This window comes from Streptomyces sp. NPDC006430, from assembly GCF_040612395.1.
Classification (GTDB): domain Bacteria; phylum Actinomycetota; class Actinomycetes; order Streptomycetales; family Streptomycetaceae; genus Streptomyces.
Genome location: NZ_JBEXQA010000004.1, coordinates 327,861 through 343,486, shown reverse-complemented (window position 1 = coordinate 343,486; position 15,626 = coordinate 327,861). Strand labels below are relative to the sequence as shown.

The following is a 15,626-nucleotide window of genomic DNA, read 5'->3' as shown; positions in this document are numbered from 1 at the left end:
ACTTTCGGCGGCCTCGGCAGCGCAGTCCCAGACGGTAGTGTCCGCTGTCTTCCCTGCGGCTGTCGTACCGGCGCGGGCTCAGAACCCCTCGTCGTCCCACCCGGCCAGGAGTGCCTCCCCGAGATCCATCGCGGGCGCTGCGGCCCCGTCCTGGAGGGCCTGCTCACTCCAGATGATCTTGCCGCGGGCGGTGTAGCGGGTGCCCCAGCGCTCGGCGAACTGCGCGACGAGGAACAGGCCGCGCCCGCCCTCGTCGGTGGCCTCGGCCCGGCGCAGGTGCGGGGAGGTGCTGGATCCGTCGGAGACTTCGCAGATCAGGCTGCGGTCGTACAGCAGCCTCACCCGGATGGGCTCGGTGCCGTAGCGGATGGCGTTGGTGATCAGCTCGCTGAGGATGAGTTCCGTGGTGAAGGCGATGTCCTCCAGGCCCCAGTCCGCCAGTCGGCGGGCGCAGGCGCTGCGCACCACGGACACGGCCGCAGGGTCGGGGGGCACGTCCCACTCGGCGATCCGCGCGGGATCCAGTCGGCGGGTGCGGGCCACCAGCAGCGCGACGTCGTCGCCGGGCTTGGCGGGCAGCATCGCGTCGATCACCACGGTGCAGGTCTCCTCCGGGGTACGGACAGGCCCGGCCAAGGCAGCGCGCAGCGCTGCCAGGCCCGCGTCCGGATCGCGGTCGCGGCTCTCGATCAGCCCGTCCGTGAACAGCGCCAGCCGAGACCCCTCGGGCAGGGTGACCGTCATGGTCTCCATGGGCATGCCCGCGCCCAGGCCCAGCGGCGGGGAGACGGGTACCTCGGGGAAGGACACGGTTCCGTCGGGAAGGACCAGAGCGGGGCCGGGATGCCCCGCGGTGGCGGCCGTCACCTGCCCCGAGACGGGGTCGTAGACGGCACACAGGCAGGTGGCCCCGGTGATCCCCTGCCACTCCTGCTCGTCGGTGTCGATGTGGGCGACCAGCTCGTCCAGGTGGCTCAGGAGCTCGTCCGGAGGAAGGTCGAGGGTGGAGAAGTTGTACACGGCCGTGCGCAGGCGGCCCATGGTGGCGGCGGCGTGAAGACCGTGACCGACGACGTCACCGACCACTAGGGCCACTCGGGCGCCGGGCAGCGGGATGACATCGAACCAGTCGCCGCCCACCCCGGCCTGGGCGGCCAGATAGCGGTGCGCGACCTCGACGGCGGACTGCTCCGGTACGCCCCGGGGCAGCAGGCTGCGCTGCAGGGTGACGGCCATGGCGTGCTCGCGTGTGTAGCGGCGGGCATTGTCGACGGACAGTGCCGCCCGGGCCGTCAGCTCCTCGGCGAAGGACACGTCCTCCTCGTCGAACGGCGGGGAGTCCTGCCCCCGCCAGTAGCTGGCCATGCCCAGCACCACGCCCCGGGCCTGCAGGGGCACGGAGATCAGGGAGTGGATGCCGCGGTCCAGGATCCGCACGGCGTTGGCCGGGTCCTGGTCCCGCCAGCGGTGAGTGACACGCAGGTCCGCCTCCAGGACCGCATGGCCGCTGGTCAGCCCGGCGGCCATGGGACTGGTGGGAACGAACCGGATCAGCTTGCCGACGGAGTACAGGGGATGGTCGCCCTGAAGGCCGACAGCGGCGGTGCGGCGCATCTCGGTGCTTGCTTCGGGCGGCTCCTCGCCGCGCAGCACGCGGTCCAGCAGGTCGACCGTGACCACGTCGGCGAACCGCGGCGCCGCCACCTCCGCCAGCTCCTCCGCGGTGCGCTCCACGTTCAGCGTCGTTCCGACCTGCACCCCCGCGTCGTAGAGCAACTTCAGCCGTTCACGGGCCACCTCGGCCCTGCCGGAGAGTGCCCGCAGCTCCGTGGTGTCCCGCAGCGTGATGACGGTCCCGGCCTGCCCGTAGGGGGCGGTGGGACGGATGTTCACCGCCAGCAGCCGATCGGCTGCCATGTGCACCTCGTCGGTCGCGGAACGGCCCGATGCGATCGGATCGGCGATCCCCTCCGCCAGACCCAGGTCCGTGACGGGGCGCCCTTCCGCGTCCACCGGCAGATCCAGCAGCCGCCGCGCCTCGTCATTGGCCAGTAGCAGCCGTCCGCCGCCGCCGACGATCAGCACGCCCTCCCGCACCGCGTGCAGCACCGCGTCGTGGTGCTCGTACATCCTCGTCATCTCGGCCGGTCCCAGGCCATGGGTCCGGCGCAGCAGCCGACGGCTCACCAGAGCCGTGCCGCCCGCGGACAGGGCGAGCACCACGGCTGCGCTGCCGAGGACGACCGGCAGCTGCCGGTTCACCATGTTATAGACGTTCTGGACGGTGACCGGGGAGGAGACGATGGCGATGACGGCGCCGCGGGAATCCTTGACGGGGACCACCGAGACCACGGACTGGCCGAGGGACCCTTCGAACGTCTCGGTGAAGGACTTGCCGGCCGCCGCCTTGGAGAAGGGGCCGACGACGCGTTTCCCGATCTGGTCCGGGTCGCTGTGGGCGACGGTGACCCCGTCGAGCGTGTACACGTTGATGCCGTCGACCCCGGCGATCTTCCGGGCCTTCTCGGCGCTCGGCTGTAGCACCGCGCTCGGATGGGGGCTGCGCAGGGCCGCGACGATCCCCGGAGACTCCGCGAACGTTCCGGCGGCGGCGAGCGTACGGTTCCGGGCGTCCAGCATGGCCGCGCTCCTGGCCTGCACCACGAGGGCCGCCACCGCAGCGACTACGAGAAGCACCACGACGGTCAGCTGCAGGAGGAACACCTCGCCGGCCACGCTGCGCACGCTCAGCAGCGAGGACAGACGCTGCGGCTGCCGCGCCCTTCCCTTGGGGGGCTGGGAGTGCACCTGATGCTCCTGGTGGTGTCCTGAGCGAGGACGCCGAGGGGGAGACGAAGAGCTCGTGGTCGAGCCGAGCAGCCAACGCCGGAAAGGTCCCAGGAGGTTGCTCATAGTCCATTCTCTAACCTCTACGGGCCGTCGGCAGCGGGAAGCAGAGCGAGGGTGGGGCGCGACGTGTCGGCGGCGCGGGCGGGATCCGGGCCACCGTAACGCCAATGCGGCACGGATCCGGTTGTCCCGGGCCGGAGGCCGATCGCGTCCTGCCGTGGATCGCCAGGCAGATTTCAGGGCCGGGTGCTCTGCATCCATCCCCCACGCGCACCGCTCTCGGTCGCTCACGCCCAGTAGCGACGGTCGGCTGACGGAGGCTTCCGCCGCCCGTGACGTCCGTCGAGACCCCGGAGCGCCGCATCTGCAACATGCCCGCTTCGGCGTAATCGGCCCCTTGGGCCGGTTGGCGGTCTCACGCTGCGCGGGTTGATCACCGTCCTGCGAGAGCCCCGCCCCCGGCGCGGCCGGGCCGGAGGAGGTCAGGTGGTCAGCCCGCCTGCCGCAAGACGATCACTCATGTCGCTCACCAGCTCCTTGCCCGAACGGTCCACTGTGGTGAGCAGCTTTTCGAAAGCCCGGAGGCGACGGAACGTCTCGGCATACACCGCCTGCTTCTCCCGAGGAAGCTGGAGCACCTGGAGGCGTCGGATGTCGACCCTGGACGAACTGGAGGCATGGGTGCCTGCCTGGCGCCCATTGGCCGGCGCGCACAGACAGCCTGCGAGGAAGTGGGCTTCCAGCTTCTCCGCATCAACCTGCAGGATGTAGAGTTGAGGGCCCAGCGCCATCGGCGGTCCTTCGTGGACCCACGCCTTGAAGGCCCGAGCCACTCCGGCGACCACGACGTCGCCCTCCTCCGCGATGGCCGGGGCCGACCCGGTGGGTACCACTGCGCTGGGAGTGCCGTCGTGCAGAAGATCGACGATGGTGAGGAGCGGAACGGTGGCCCCGCGAGCCGTTGTGGCCGAGTCCAGTGGCTGCTGGCCGGCGCGCAGTGTCAGCGCCCCGGCTTTGACGAGGTCCCCCACCGTCGTCGTGGTCTGTGACGCCCCGGCCTCGAGGTCGAGTGCGGACAGACGCCGCGCATGATCGGCCAGATCGGCAAGCACTGACCCGAACTCGTCCCACTTGCCGGCGAGTTCCTTACTGGTCGGCTCGGCCGTCGCCTGGGTGTAGCGCCCCGGAGTGACATCCACCTCGTCGTCGAGAAGGTCAAGCAGGGGCACACGGACGGCGCCCTGCGGCAGCTCCTGGTCCGTCTGGTCGAGGGTCGCCATCGCGGTGAGCACGAACGAACCGAGGCCGTCCCAGTCCGGGCTGGGTTCGCGCGTTCCCGACCTCGCGAAACGTGTGCCGTCGACCAGGAGGGCGTCCTGGATCGGGGGAGCGGCCACAAGGCCGTCCGACGCCGCACGGAGGATCCACAACTGTAGTGACACGCTGCGCGGTTGTGCGCTGCCGGGAGGCAGGGAGACGACCGCGCGGAGCGCTCCGGTGCGCAGCAGCGAGCCGCGGATACGACGGCCCGCCTTACGTGACGCGACAGCCGGCGGAAGGACGACCACGGCAGCCCCACCCGGCTTGAGGTGGGAGAGGAGGTCCTGCACCCAGGCCAGTTCGGGCTCGGTGCGAGGGGGCAGGCCGTGCGTCCAGCGCTGGTCGGTGGCGAGGTCCTCGTAGCCCCAGTCGCGTTCGTTGAAGGGGGGGTTGCACAGCGCGATGTCGGCCTTCGCTCCGGCGAAGGGGTCGTCCCGCAGTGCGTCGGCGGTGGTGATCCGGGTCTGGATGTCGTGGTCCTCAGTAAGGAATTCGAGCCGGCCGACCGTCAACGCGGCCAGCGCCGGGTCCCTTTCGCACGCGAGAATCTTCAGCCCAGGGCCGTCGTACTCCTGCACGGCCGCTGCGGCCAGGTGTCCGGTACCGCAGGCCGGATCGAGGAGGGTCAGTCCGCCCTGTGCCCGACCGAGGCGGACGGCGAGGGCGATCCGGGCCATCAGCGCGGCGAGTTGAGGCGGCGTGGTACTGAGCTGTCGCACATGGGTTTCCAGCCATCGTTGCAGCAGGAACTCGAAGGTCTCGCGCGGTCCCTCTTCCCGTCCCACCTTCGCCGCTTGGGCCACCAGGTCGCGGGCTTGCGCGGAGAGCTCGGGATGGGCGATCCGCGCCTTGGGGGATCGCATCCGGCGAGCCGCTTCGGCGATGGCGAGCCCCGACTCGTTCCGGCTGCCGAGAGCCTCGAAACGCGGCCAGAGGAGCTCCCGGCCGCCGATGTCCCCCAGCTTGCCGTTGTCCCGCAGCCACTGCTCGACCTCTGCCAGTGAGAACTGCGGACTGACATCGGTGCCCCCGATCCGGGCGGGGAAGGAGTCGTGGCGGCGGCGCCAGTTGCTCACTGCAGCTCGCCCGACGCCGGCGATCCGGGCGATCTCGGCCAGGCTGACGGGGACGGCGTCATGGGCATTCATGGTTCAGTCTCCGAGGTACTTGGCGGCTGGGCTGGTCGGCGTTCCCAGCGGCCGTTCATGCGAGGAAGGCTACTACCCTCATTGACTTTGTTCACAGAGTGTACGTTCCATCTTGACTGTGCAGAGAATGTGGAGGTCGGCGAACATGTGGAGTCCGGTGCCGGGAATGGTGATCCACGACCGCTATCGGCTGGAGTCCGTGCTGGGTCGCGGAGTGATGGGGCACGTGTGGCAGGGACGCGACCTGCCTCTTGACCGGCCCGTCGCGGTGAAGACCGTCGCCACGGAACTGCTGGCCGTGGCGAGCAGCCGAGACGCCGCACTCACACGGTTCGGCAGGGAGACGCGGGCGGCTGCGCGCCTCGACCACGCGAACGTCGCCACGGTCTTCGACGCGTCGATCACGGACGACGCGTGCTGGCTGGTGATGGAACTGATCGACGGCACGACGCTCGAGTACCTCTTCGACCAGCAGGAGGACGGCCGGTTCGACGTCCCCACCGCTACCGCCGTTGCCGCCCAACTGTGCGCGGGTTTGTCGGCGGTCCACGCGGCCGGCCTGGTGCACCGCGACCTGAAGACGCAGAACGTCATGGTCCGCCGCGACGGTGTCGTGAAGATCCTCGACTTCGGCTTGGTCAAGCTGCTCAGCGACACCGATCCGCGCCTGACGACGACAGGCGAGGGCGTCGGCAACCTCATCTGCGCCTCTCCCGAACTCCTGGCCGGCCGCGACCGGCTCGACGGCCGCAGCGACCTGTACGCCGTGGGCTGCCTGCTGCACCACATGCTCACAGGCGAGACACCCTTCCCCACGGATCAGCCGGCGCTCCTGGCCTCCCACCATCTGGCCTCGCCTCCACCCCGCATCGCCGATGCAGGGGTGCGTGTGCCAGGGGATCTGCAGGACCTGATCACGGCACTGCTGGCCAAGCGGCCGGACGACCGTCCCGCCTCGGCCGCCGAGGTCTACGCCGGCCTGGCGCCCCACCTGCCGGTGCCGGAGCCCGGGTTGGCTGTCAGGCAGACTCCGCCCGAGGATCCGCGCCGTCCCTTCCTGGTCCCCCAGGGGCCGGTCCCCCTGTGAGCGACAGGGCCACCGGGTTCCAGGGGGTTCTGATCGTTGCGGCCCGCACTTTCTTGGTCACGTGCGGCACAGGCGTCTCGTGACCGGTGACACAATGGCCCCGTCGGCCGGGGTGTCGTGACGCTCCCGGCTGCAGGGGGCGGCGGGCGCGGCGGGTGCCGGAACTGGGGGCGGGGCGCGATGGGGCGGAGCCTTGGACGGTACGAGCTGACGCACGAGCTGGGCCGGGGCGGGATGGGCGTCGTCTGGGCGGCCCACGACCGCGACCACGACCGCGACGTCGCCGTCAAACTCCTCGCGACCCGCGGCCGTGGTGCGGAACTGAGCGCGTTAGAGCGCCGATTCCTGCGCGAGATCCGCCTGACGGGTCGCTTGCGGCACCCAGGCGTCCCAGCCGTCCACGACCACGGCAACCACGAGGGCGAGCTGTTCCTGGTCATGGATCTCGTCCCGGGCCGCACCCTGGACGCCGTACTCAAGAACGACGGCGCTCTGGGCGTCGAGCAGGCGGCGGACGTGGCCCGCCGCACGTCCGAGGTGCTGTCCTACGCCCACGGTCAGGGTGTCGTGCATCGCGACCTGAAGCCGTCGAACCTGATGCTGACTCCCGACGGGGAGATCAAGGTCCTGGACTTCGGGGTCGCCGCGGCTCTGGAACCCCAGCCCGGCGAGACCCGTTTCACCGCCTCCAACGCCACTCCCGGCACGGTCGTCTACATGGCGCCCGAACAGGCTGTCGGCCGGACCGTGCCCGCGAGCGACCTCTACTCGCTGGGCTGCGTCCTGTACGAACTACTCACCGGTGAGCCCCCCTTCACCGACGCCAGCCCGTTCATGCTGTACCACCGGCACGCCAACGACCCCGTCCCGCCGCTCGCGGAGCGATGCCCCGGCGTGCCGGACGGCCTGCGGACGCTGGTCGAGCGGCTGCTGGAGAAGCAGCCGGAGGATCGGCCGGCCTCCGCCGAGGAGGTGGCCGCCCTGCTCGCCGCCTGGGCGCCCCGGCCGGCTCACGCTACCGGCACCACGTCCGCTCACCCCCGGCTGGCCGAGCTGGCCGCCCTGCGCCGGGCGGGTCGCCCGGCCCGCGCCCTGGAGGAGTACCGCGAGCTGATGGCCGTCCGCGGCCTCGACGGCGCGGGCATGCTCGCCGCCCGAGCGGGAGCCGCCCTGTGCGCGGGAGCACTCGGCCGCACCCGTGAGGCCCTGGACGGGCTGAAGTCCGTCCTCGCCGAACAGCGCAGCCTGCTCGGGCCCGGCCACCCCGCCGTGCTGGACACCCGCTACGAGATCGCCGTCCTGCTGATCCGTACCGGGGAACGGCAGGCCGCCGAGGAACTGTTGCGCCGCCTGGCCGATGAGGAGGAGACGGTCCTGCCCGAGTCCGACGCCGGGCACGGCCGGAGCCGGAAGCTGTTGGAGCGGCTGCGCCGCATGGGATGAGGAACCCCGGTGCGCCGGTCGCGTGTGAGCTCTGCTCACAGGCAATAGATCATGCTAGCCTGCCGTCTCGTCGTTCCGGAGGGGAGACAGGACACGGGAAACTGTCTACGGGCGACGGCAGTTGAACACCGAGGGGAACAGCGCCCATGACGCCAGCAGCTCTGCGCGATACCGAGCGGACGGGGGCGCAGCCGCTCCCCGAAGAGGGGAATCTGGTCGAGGTGCGCGGCCAGTCCTGGGTGGTCGCCCGCGTCGAGCCGTCCCCGGCCGCCCTCGACAGCGAGGAGAACCGGCGCCTCGCGACCCTGGTCCACCTCCAGTCCGTGGCCGACGGCCGCTTCGGCGACACCCTCTCCGTGATCTGGGAGGTCGAGCCCGGGCGCCGCGTCCTGCCCGCCGGCTCCCTGCCCGACGCCTCCACGGGCTCCTACGACTCCCCGAACCGCCTCGCCGCGTTCCTCGACGCCGTCCGCTGGTCCGCCGTCGCCTCCGCCGACGGCAGGACCCTCCAGGCCCCGTTCCGCTCCGGCGTCGCCGTCGAGCCGTACCAGCTGGAGCCGGTCTCCCGGGCGGTCGGCGCGCCCCGCGTCAACCTCCTCCTCGCCGACGACGTCGGCCTCGGCAAGACCATCGAGGCCGGCCTCGTCGTGCAGGAACTGATGTTGCGCGGCCGGGCTCGCCGCACCATGGTCGTCTGCCCGGCCGGCCTCACCCTCAAATGGCGCGACGAGATGGTCGAGAAATTCGGCCTGGAGTTCACCATCGTCGACTCCGAGCACTGCGCCCGCCTGCGCCGCACCCACGGCACCGCCGCCAACCCCTTCCGGGTGCACCCGCTGACGATCGTCTCCCTGCCCTGGCTGCGCGGCCAGAAGGCCCAGCGCCTCCTCGACGAGGTCATCGGCGCCCCCGAGGAGAGCCCCGACGGCGAGCACAAGCGCTTCTTCGACCTGCTGGTCCTGGACGAGGCGCACCATGTCGCGCCCGCCGCGCCCAAGCAGGTGTACGCGGTCGACTCCCAGCAGACCAAGCTGATCCGGCGCCTCGTCCCGCACTTCGAGCACCGCCTTTTCCTCTCCGCCACCCCGCACAACGGCTACCCGGAGTCGTACACGGCGCTCCTCGAACTCATCGACGACCAACGCTTCGCACGCGGCGTCGACCCGGACAAGGAAGCCCTCAGGGACACCGTCGTGCGACGCCTGAAGTCGACGGTCACCAACGCCGACGGCACGCCCCGTTTCCGCACCCGCAGGACCCTCGAACTCTCCGTCGACTACACCCCGCAGGAACGCGAGATCCACCACCTGCTCGGTTCCTTCGCCGAGTTACGGCGCAGGAAGCTGACCCCGAAGGCCCGTGGCGGCCGCCGCGCCGCCGACCTGGTGACCCTGCTGCTGAAGAAGCGGCTTTTCTCCTCCCCGGCGGCCTTCCTCCACACCGTGCAGGTCTACCTCTCCCACCTGGAGGACACCGGCCCCGCGCGCGGCCGTACGGCGGCGGCCGAAGTCCCCGAGTGGCTGGAGGAGTTCGCCGACCTCGTCGCCGACCTCGACGACACGGGTCTGGTCGACGCCGAGGACGACGCCCTGACCCGCTCCACCTCGCTCACCCCGGCGGAGGACGGCCAGGAACTGGACCTGCTCCAGGAGATGGAGCGCTGGGCCCTCACCCACGAAGCCGCGCCCGATTCCAAGGCCGAGGCGCTGATCGCCGAACTCAAGGCCGTCTGCCGGCCCGACGGCAAGAAGTGGACCAACGAACGGGTCGTGGTCTTCACCGAATACCGCGACACCCAGAAGTGGCTCCACGACCTCCTCCAGCAGGAGGAACTCACCGACGGGGGCCGCGTCGAACGCCTGCACGGAGGCCTGTCCGCCGAGGAGCGCGAGCGCATCCGCCTCGGCTTCCAGACCGAGCCGTCCCGCCCGGAGGGCAAGGTCCGCATCCTCCTGGCCACCGACGCCGCCGGCGAGGGCATCGACCTCCAGAACCACTGCCACCGCCTGATCAACTACGACATACCCTTCAACCCCAACAAGCTCGAGCAGCGAATAGGCCGCATCGACCGTTGGGGTCAGAAGAGGGACCCGGAGATCTACCACTTCATAGGCTCCGGATGGCAGCAGGCCCAGGCGGGTTCCTACGAGGCCGATCTGGAGTTCCTCTCCCGCGTCGCCAAGAAGGTCGCGCGCATGGAGCACGACCTCGGCTCCGTCAACGCCGTCCTCGCCGACGCCGTACAGCGTCGTATGACCGGCGACACCGCACCGGTCGACGTCGAGAACGCCAAGCCCAAGCCGATCAAGGGCCGTCGCACGGGCGGCGAGGTCGCGCCGGAGCAGAACGTCACCGCGCAGACGAAGCGGCTCGCCGACCAGTACGACGAGACGGTGAGGGCCCTCGGCCTCACGCCGGGCAACGTCAAGCGCGTCGTGGACACCGCGCTGGCGCTGGACAACCAGCCCCCGCTGCTGCCGTCCGCGCTTCGGGCGGAGGACTTCGAGCCGGGCGACCTCTTCGACGTGCAGCCCCTGTCCGGCAGCTGGGAGCGGGCCACCCGCGGCCTCGCCCACAAGCTTCGCGAGGGCGAGCAGCGCCCGCTCACCTTCTCCCCGGCCGTCGCCGCGCAGGCCAAGGACGACGTGGTCCTCGCCCACCTCAAGCACCCCCTCGTGGCTCTCTCCACGCGCCTGCTGACCGCCGCCGTGTGGAACGCAGACTCGATCGGCCTCCACCGCGTCACCGCCGTCGTCTCCGACGACCCGGCCGTGACCACGACCCTCGTCTCCGCGTACGCCAGGTACGTCCTCGTCGGCGCCGACGGGACCCGCCTGCACGAGGAAGTGCTTTATGCGGGCGGCTGGTTCGGTGACACCGGCCGTTTCCGCCGCTGGGAGTCGGTGGGCGAACAGGGCCGGGCCCTCTCCCGGGCGCTCACCGAGGGCGTCGAGGCGGCCCCGCACCTGCGCAAGGAACTCACCGAGGCCTGGCCGAGGCTCCGCGATCCCCTCTACAAGTCCCTGGAGGCCCGCGCCGGTGAACTCGGCCGCCAGCTGGAGAGCAAGCTCGCCGACCGCCGGGCGGAGGAGGAACGCCGCATCACCGCGACCCTCGACCGCTTCGAGGCCACCCTGCGCGCCAAGCTCAAGGAGGAGGGCGACGGCGAGGGCGAACAGCTCGCGCTGCTGTCCACCCACGAGCTGACCGGACACGAGCGCCGCCAGTTCGAGGACGACCGCCGCCGCTGGGACGACCGCTTGAAGGGCCTCCCCGCCGAACGCGAACGCGAACTCGCCGCCATCGCCGCCCGCTACCGCGAGCCCGGCTCCCACCTCTTCCCCGCCGCCGTCGTCTTCGTGATCCCCGCAAAGGAAGCCCGCCGATGAGCCCCCGCCGCCCCGTGAGCTCCGGAGTAGCCGCCGCCAAGGCCCAGGCCGCCGACGGCCGCCGGCAGCACCAGGAGTGGCTCGACCTCACCGAGGTCTCCGGCCCCTTCCTGACGATGCCCGTCCTGCTGCGCGCCTGGCCCCAGCTGGACGCCCTGGAGAAGGACGAGCGCGCCCGCCTCCGCGCCCGCCACGCCGACTGGCAGACCGACACGATGGCGGGCCGCGACGAATGGGTGGCGTACGTCCTGACCCGCCTCCTGGGCTGGAACGACGCCTTGACCCTCCGCGTGGGCGAGTCGGAACACCACGGTCTGGACCGCCTCACGCTGCGCGTCGCGGAGCACAACACCGAGGTCTGCCCCGACTTCGCCCTGGTCGACCCGGGGACCGATCTGGCGACCGAGCCCAGCGCCGAGACCGCCGCCAAGCGGGTGCGGCTGCTCGGCATGACGGTTCCGGCCGGCACCGCGCCCACCGCCCGCGCGGGAGGCGGCGGCGACTGGGCGGCGGCGCCGGCCGACCGCCTCGCCCGTCTGCTGCGTCACCACGGGGTGCCGCTCGGTCTGGTGACGGACGGCCGCTGGTGGTGCCTGGTCTGGGCGCCGCTCGGTGGCGTCACGACCACGGCCCTCTTCGACTCCATCGGCTGGAACGAGGCGGCGGAGCGGAACGTCGTCCGTGCGTTCGTGTCGTTGCTGCGGCGCCGCCGCTTCTTCGAATACGACGAGCCCGAGACGCTGGTGGGGCTGCTCAGGGAAAGCCTCGCGGCGGGCGAGGACGTCACCGAGGCGCTGGGCGTCCAGGTCCGGCAGGCCGTGGAACTCCTCGTCGACGCCATAGGCCGAGCCGACGTGCGGGCCGTCGAGCACGGCGCACCGGGCCTGCACGCGTCCGGCGTCGGCGCGGACGAGGTCTATCGGGGCGCGGTCGCCGTGATGATGCGCATCGTCTTCCTCCTGTTCGCGGAGGAGCGGGGCCTGCTCCCGGCGGACAACGAGGTGTACGCGCGCTCGTACTCCGCCCGCTTCCTGCGCGACGAGCTGAAGGCGCGCGCGGACGAGGAGGGCGAGACATCACTGGAGCACACCACGTCGGCGTGGCACCGCCTCATAGCGCTGTTCCATGCCGTGTACGGGGGAGTGGACCACCCGGGCTCCGGCTTCCACCTGCCCGCGTACGACGGCTCCATCTTCGACCCCGACACGTACCCCTGGCTGGAGCGCACCACCCCGCTGCTCCCGATAGACGACCGCACGGTGCTCCACATGCTCCAGGCGGTCCAGGAGGTCCGCGTCGGCAGGGGCAAGTACCGCGAGGTCCGCACGCTCAGCTTCCGCGCGCTGGACGTCGAGCAGATCGGCTACGTGTACGAGGGCCTGCTGTCCTACGACGGCCGCCGGGCCACCGAGCACATGGTGGGCCTCATCGGCCCCGAGGGCCTGGAACACGAGGTGCCGCTGCGGGAACTGGAGGCGCTGGCGGCGAAGGCCGGCGGTTCCGTGAAGACCCTTGCGAAGTCCGTCCACGAGAAGTGGAAGGACCCCAAGCCCCCGGCGACGGCTGGCCAGTTGGAGAAGAAGCTGGCCCCGCTCGGCACGGATGCGGCGGCCGAGGCACGGCGCCGCCTGAACGCGGTGACGAAGGACCCGGCCCTGACGGACCGGCTCCTGCCCTTCGTCGGCATCCTCCGCGACGACCTGCGGGGCCTGCCGACGGTCATCCCGAACGGCGCGCTGTACGTCACCGAGTCCTCCCTGCGGAAGAACACGGGCACGCACTACACGCCCCGCTTCCTGGCGGAGGAGGTCGTGCTGCACGCACTGGAGCCGCTGGTGTACGAGCCGGGCCCGCTTCAGACGGCGGACACGGGGGAGTGGCGACTGAAGTCGGAGAAGCAGATCCTCGACCTGAAGGTCGCGGACATCGCGATGGGCTCGGCGGCGTTCCTGGTGGCCGCCTGCCGTTACCTGGGCGACCGCCTGATCGAGGCGTGGGAGTCCGAGGGCCGCGCGGACGCGATGGCGTACCGGGCCGGGCGGGCCGTGGACGCGGTGACGGCGGCGGACGCGGAGCAGGACCCGGTGGTCGTCGAGGCGCGGCGCCAGATCATCGAGCACTGCCTGTACGGGGTCGACATCAACCCCATGGCCGTGGAGATGGCGAAGCTGTCGCTGTGGCTGGTCTCGATGGACCCGGGGCGGCCGTTCACGTTCCTGGACGACCGGTTGGTGGCGGGGGACTCGCTGTTGGGCGTGCACGACATGGAGCAGATCCAGTCGGTGCACATGAAGCCGGGGCAGCAGACCGACGTCCTGGCCGAGCAGGCCCGGCAGTTAGTGGACCAGCTGACACGGGAGCGGCTGGCGATTACGGCCATCAAGGGAGTCGACCTGCCCGCGCTTCAGCAGAAGCGGGAGCGGCTGGAGGAGGTCAACCGGCACTCGCGGCGCCTGCGGCTGGTGGGCGACCTGATCGCGGGGGCGGCGATTGCCACGTGTGCTTCGGGGCGGGTGCCCTGGTACGAGCAGGAGGGCGGGGAGCGGGTCCGGGACCTGTTCCCTCGGGCCGCGTGGATCGTGCAGCGGATCATGGAGGACGGGGTCAAGGACGACTCCGAGGTGGTGCGGGCGGCTCGGGAAACGGCGGAGGAGTGGCTGGGGGCTGAGCTGCCAGAGGGGGCCTTGGAGCGGCGGCCTGTGCATTGGCCGTTGGTGTTTCCGGAGGTATTCACCAAGCGTGGCGGCTTCGATGCGATTGTGGGAAATCCGCCGTTCTTGGGTGGTCAGTCGCTGACTGGCGCACTGGGCGAGGCGTACCGGGAATATGTCGTGGATTATGTCGCCGCAAAGATGCGAGGAAGTGCTGACCTTGTCACGTATTTCGCGCTTCGTGCACACTCTATCTTGAATGGCGCAGGGCATGCCGGTCTTATTGCCACAGGGTCACTCTCTTTGGGTGTGAATCGAAAGGTTGGCCTTGATCGGATTGTTGCGTCGGGTGTCACGATTCGAAGGGCTATCCCCAGTGCCTTGTGGCCGACGAAATCGGCGGCGCTGAAATATTGCGCGGTTTGGACATCTGCTGACCGTTTGGAGAGGTCCGCCAAGCGGGCTATTAACGGATGTGCCGTGTCGAATGGGATCACGACGTCTCTAAATCCAGGTACGCGTGAGAGTTCCTGGGCTGAGCCGCTGAAGCGCAATGCTGACGTCGCGTTCCAGGGCTCCATTGTTTTGGGTCTCGGGTTCACGCTATCCAAGCGGGAGGCGGTCTCTTTGATCTCCGCGGACGAGAAGTATAGGCGCATCCTCTCCCTGTATCTAAACGGCCAAGATGTAAATAATGACCCTCGGCACGACTCGGATCGATGGATCATTAATTTCTACGACTGGTCGGAAGCACGTGCGCGCGGCTATGGCGAAGCCTTTGAAAAAGTTCGAGAAGATGTGATGCCCGAGCGCCTTACTCAAACTTTCAGTCAGTCGGCCAGAGAAAAGTGGTGGCAGTATGAGCGGCGCCGGCCTGAGCTTTACGATAGGTTGGGTTCGCTTGACACCTGCATCGTCTTGCCTAGGAACAGCGACCGCATCATCCCTGTTTCGCTTCCTGCGCGTGCCGTTTTCTCGGAGAAGCTGGTTGTTTTTGCTACTGACGACTTGGCGTTGCTGGCCATGTTGTCTAGCGCGCCGCATTTCTGGTGGGCTATTGACAGAGGGGTCACGCAGCCAAAGGTCCCCAATTATAGTCCCACTGATGTTTTCGACAACCTAGTCCTTCCTGTACTCACGGAGCGTCTCCGGCGTGCTGGTGCTCGTCTGGATTCCTACCGACATAATCTGATGATTGCCCGCAATGTTGGGCTTAATGCTACCTATAAGCTGTTGCATAGTCCTGACTGTCAGGATGAAGGCATCATCGAGCTTCGCCGTATCCACGAGGAGATCGACAGTGCCACGATCGAGGCGTATGGCTGGCACGACCTCCTAGACGATTCAGGGAAACGCCTGCCCGCCGATACGACCCATGAGACTTTCCCCCTCGGCCACGGCTTCCACGAGACCGACCAGGGCACCCGCTACACCATCGGACTCCTCGCCCGAACCGAGATCATCGACCGTCTGCGCCAGCTGAACCACCAGGCGTACGCCGACGAGGTACACCTCGGGCTACACAAGGGCATGACGGAGAAGAAGGCGCGAGAGAAGCACCCTGACCTGCCCCCGCCGTCGCCCGAAGCCATCCGGAAGCGCAAGGAGCAGCTTGCCGCGCGAGGTGGGTCGGATTTCGGTGAGGGCGCTGAGGGCGCCCTGTTCTGAGCCGTCGGCATAGCAACGGGCTCGCTCCCGTCACCCCACGTGACGGGAGCGAGCCCGTTGCTCCGCTCAG

At 69.8% G+C, this 15,626-nt stretch carries 6 protein-coding genes; 4 read left to right on the top strand and 2 right to left on the bottom strand.

Features of this window, described 5'->3' with window-relative positions; genetic code table 11:
• Nucleotides 1–78 precede the first annotated feature (78 nt).
• Both ABZZ20_RS09390 and ABZZ20_RS09385 read right to left on the bottom strand, forming a co-directional pair.
• Nucleotides 79–2,745: a SpoIIE family protein phosphatase gene (locus tag ABZZ20_RS09390; RefSeq protein ID WP_356868620.1), complete on the bottom strand. Its 2,667-nt coding sequence runs from the start codon at nt 2,743–2,745 to the stop codon at nt 79–81.
• A 587-nt stretch (nt 2,746–3,332) separates the two neighbouring features.
• Entirely contained in the window at nt 3,333–5,318 is a 1,986-nt protein-coding gene (locus ABZZ20_RS09385) for an N-6 DNA methylase (RefSeq protein ID WP_356868442.1), read from the bottom strand.
• Between the two features lie 166 nt (nt 5,319–5,484).
• Here ABZZ20_RS09385 and ABZZ20_RS09380 point away from each other — a divergent pair, with 166 nt between their 5' ends.
• From ABZZ20_RS09380 to ABZZ20_RS09365, 4 genes are all read left to right on the top strand, one after another.
• A complete protein-coding gene (locus tag ABZZ20_RS09380; RefSeq protein WP_356868440.1) occupies nt 5,485–6,405 on the top strand; it encodes a serine/threonine-protein kinase in 921 nt (306 codons plus the stop codon).
• 180 nt (nt 6,406–6,585) lie between these two features.
• On the top strand, nt 6,586–7,848 hold the full coding sequence (locus ABZZ20_RS09375) for a serine/threonine-protein kinase (protein WP_356868438.1): 1,263 nt from the start codon (nt 6,586–6,588) through the stop codon (nt 7,846–7,848).
• A 146-nt stretch (nt 7,849–7,994) separates the two neighbouring features.
• Nucleotides 7,995–11,237, top strand: a complete 3,243-nt coding sequence (gene drmD, locus ABZZ20_RS09370) for a DISARM system SNF2-like helicase DrmD (RefSeq protein WP_356868436.1) — start codon at nt 7,995–7,997, stop codon at nt 11,235–11,237.
• Nucleotides 11,234–15,556: a hypothetical protein gene (locus tag ABZZ20_RS09365; RefSeq protein WP_356868434.1), complete on the top strand. Its 4,323-nt coding sequence runs from the start codon at nt 11,234–11,236 to the stop codon at nt 15,554–15,556. The genes drmD and ABZZ20_RS09365 overlap by 4 nt, the downstream gene beginning before the upstream one ends.
• Nucleotides 15,557–15,626: the final 70 nt, after the last annotated feature.

Bases quoted from the DNA above. Each gene is read 5' to 3' on its own strand.
- ABZZ20_RS09385 (WP_356868442.1), bottom strand. From the start codon at position 5,318: ATGAATGCCCATGACGCCGTCCCCGTCAGCCTGGCCGAGATCGCCCGG.
- ABZZ20_RS09380 (WP_356868440.1), top strand. From the start codon at position 5,485: ATGGTGATCCACGACCGCTATCGGCTGGAGTCCGTGCTGGGTCGCGGA.
- ABZZ20_RS09365 (WP_356868434.1), top strand. From the start codon at position 11,234: ATGAGCCCCCGCCGCCCCGTGAGCTCCGGAGTAGCCGCCGCCAAGGCC.
- drmD (WP_356868436.1), top strand. From the start codon at position 7,995: ATGACGCCAGCAGCTCTGCGCGATACCGAGCGGACGGGGGCGCAGCCG.
- ABZZ20_RS09375 (WP_356868438.1), top strand. From the start codon at position 6,586: ATGGGGCGGAGCCTTGGACGGTACGAGCTGACGCACGAGCTGGGCCGG.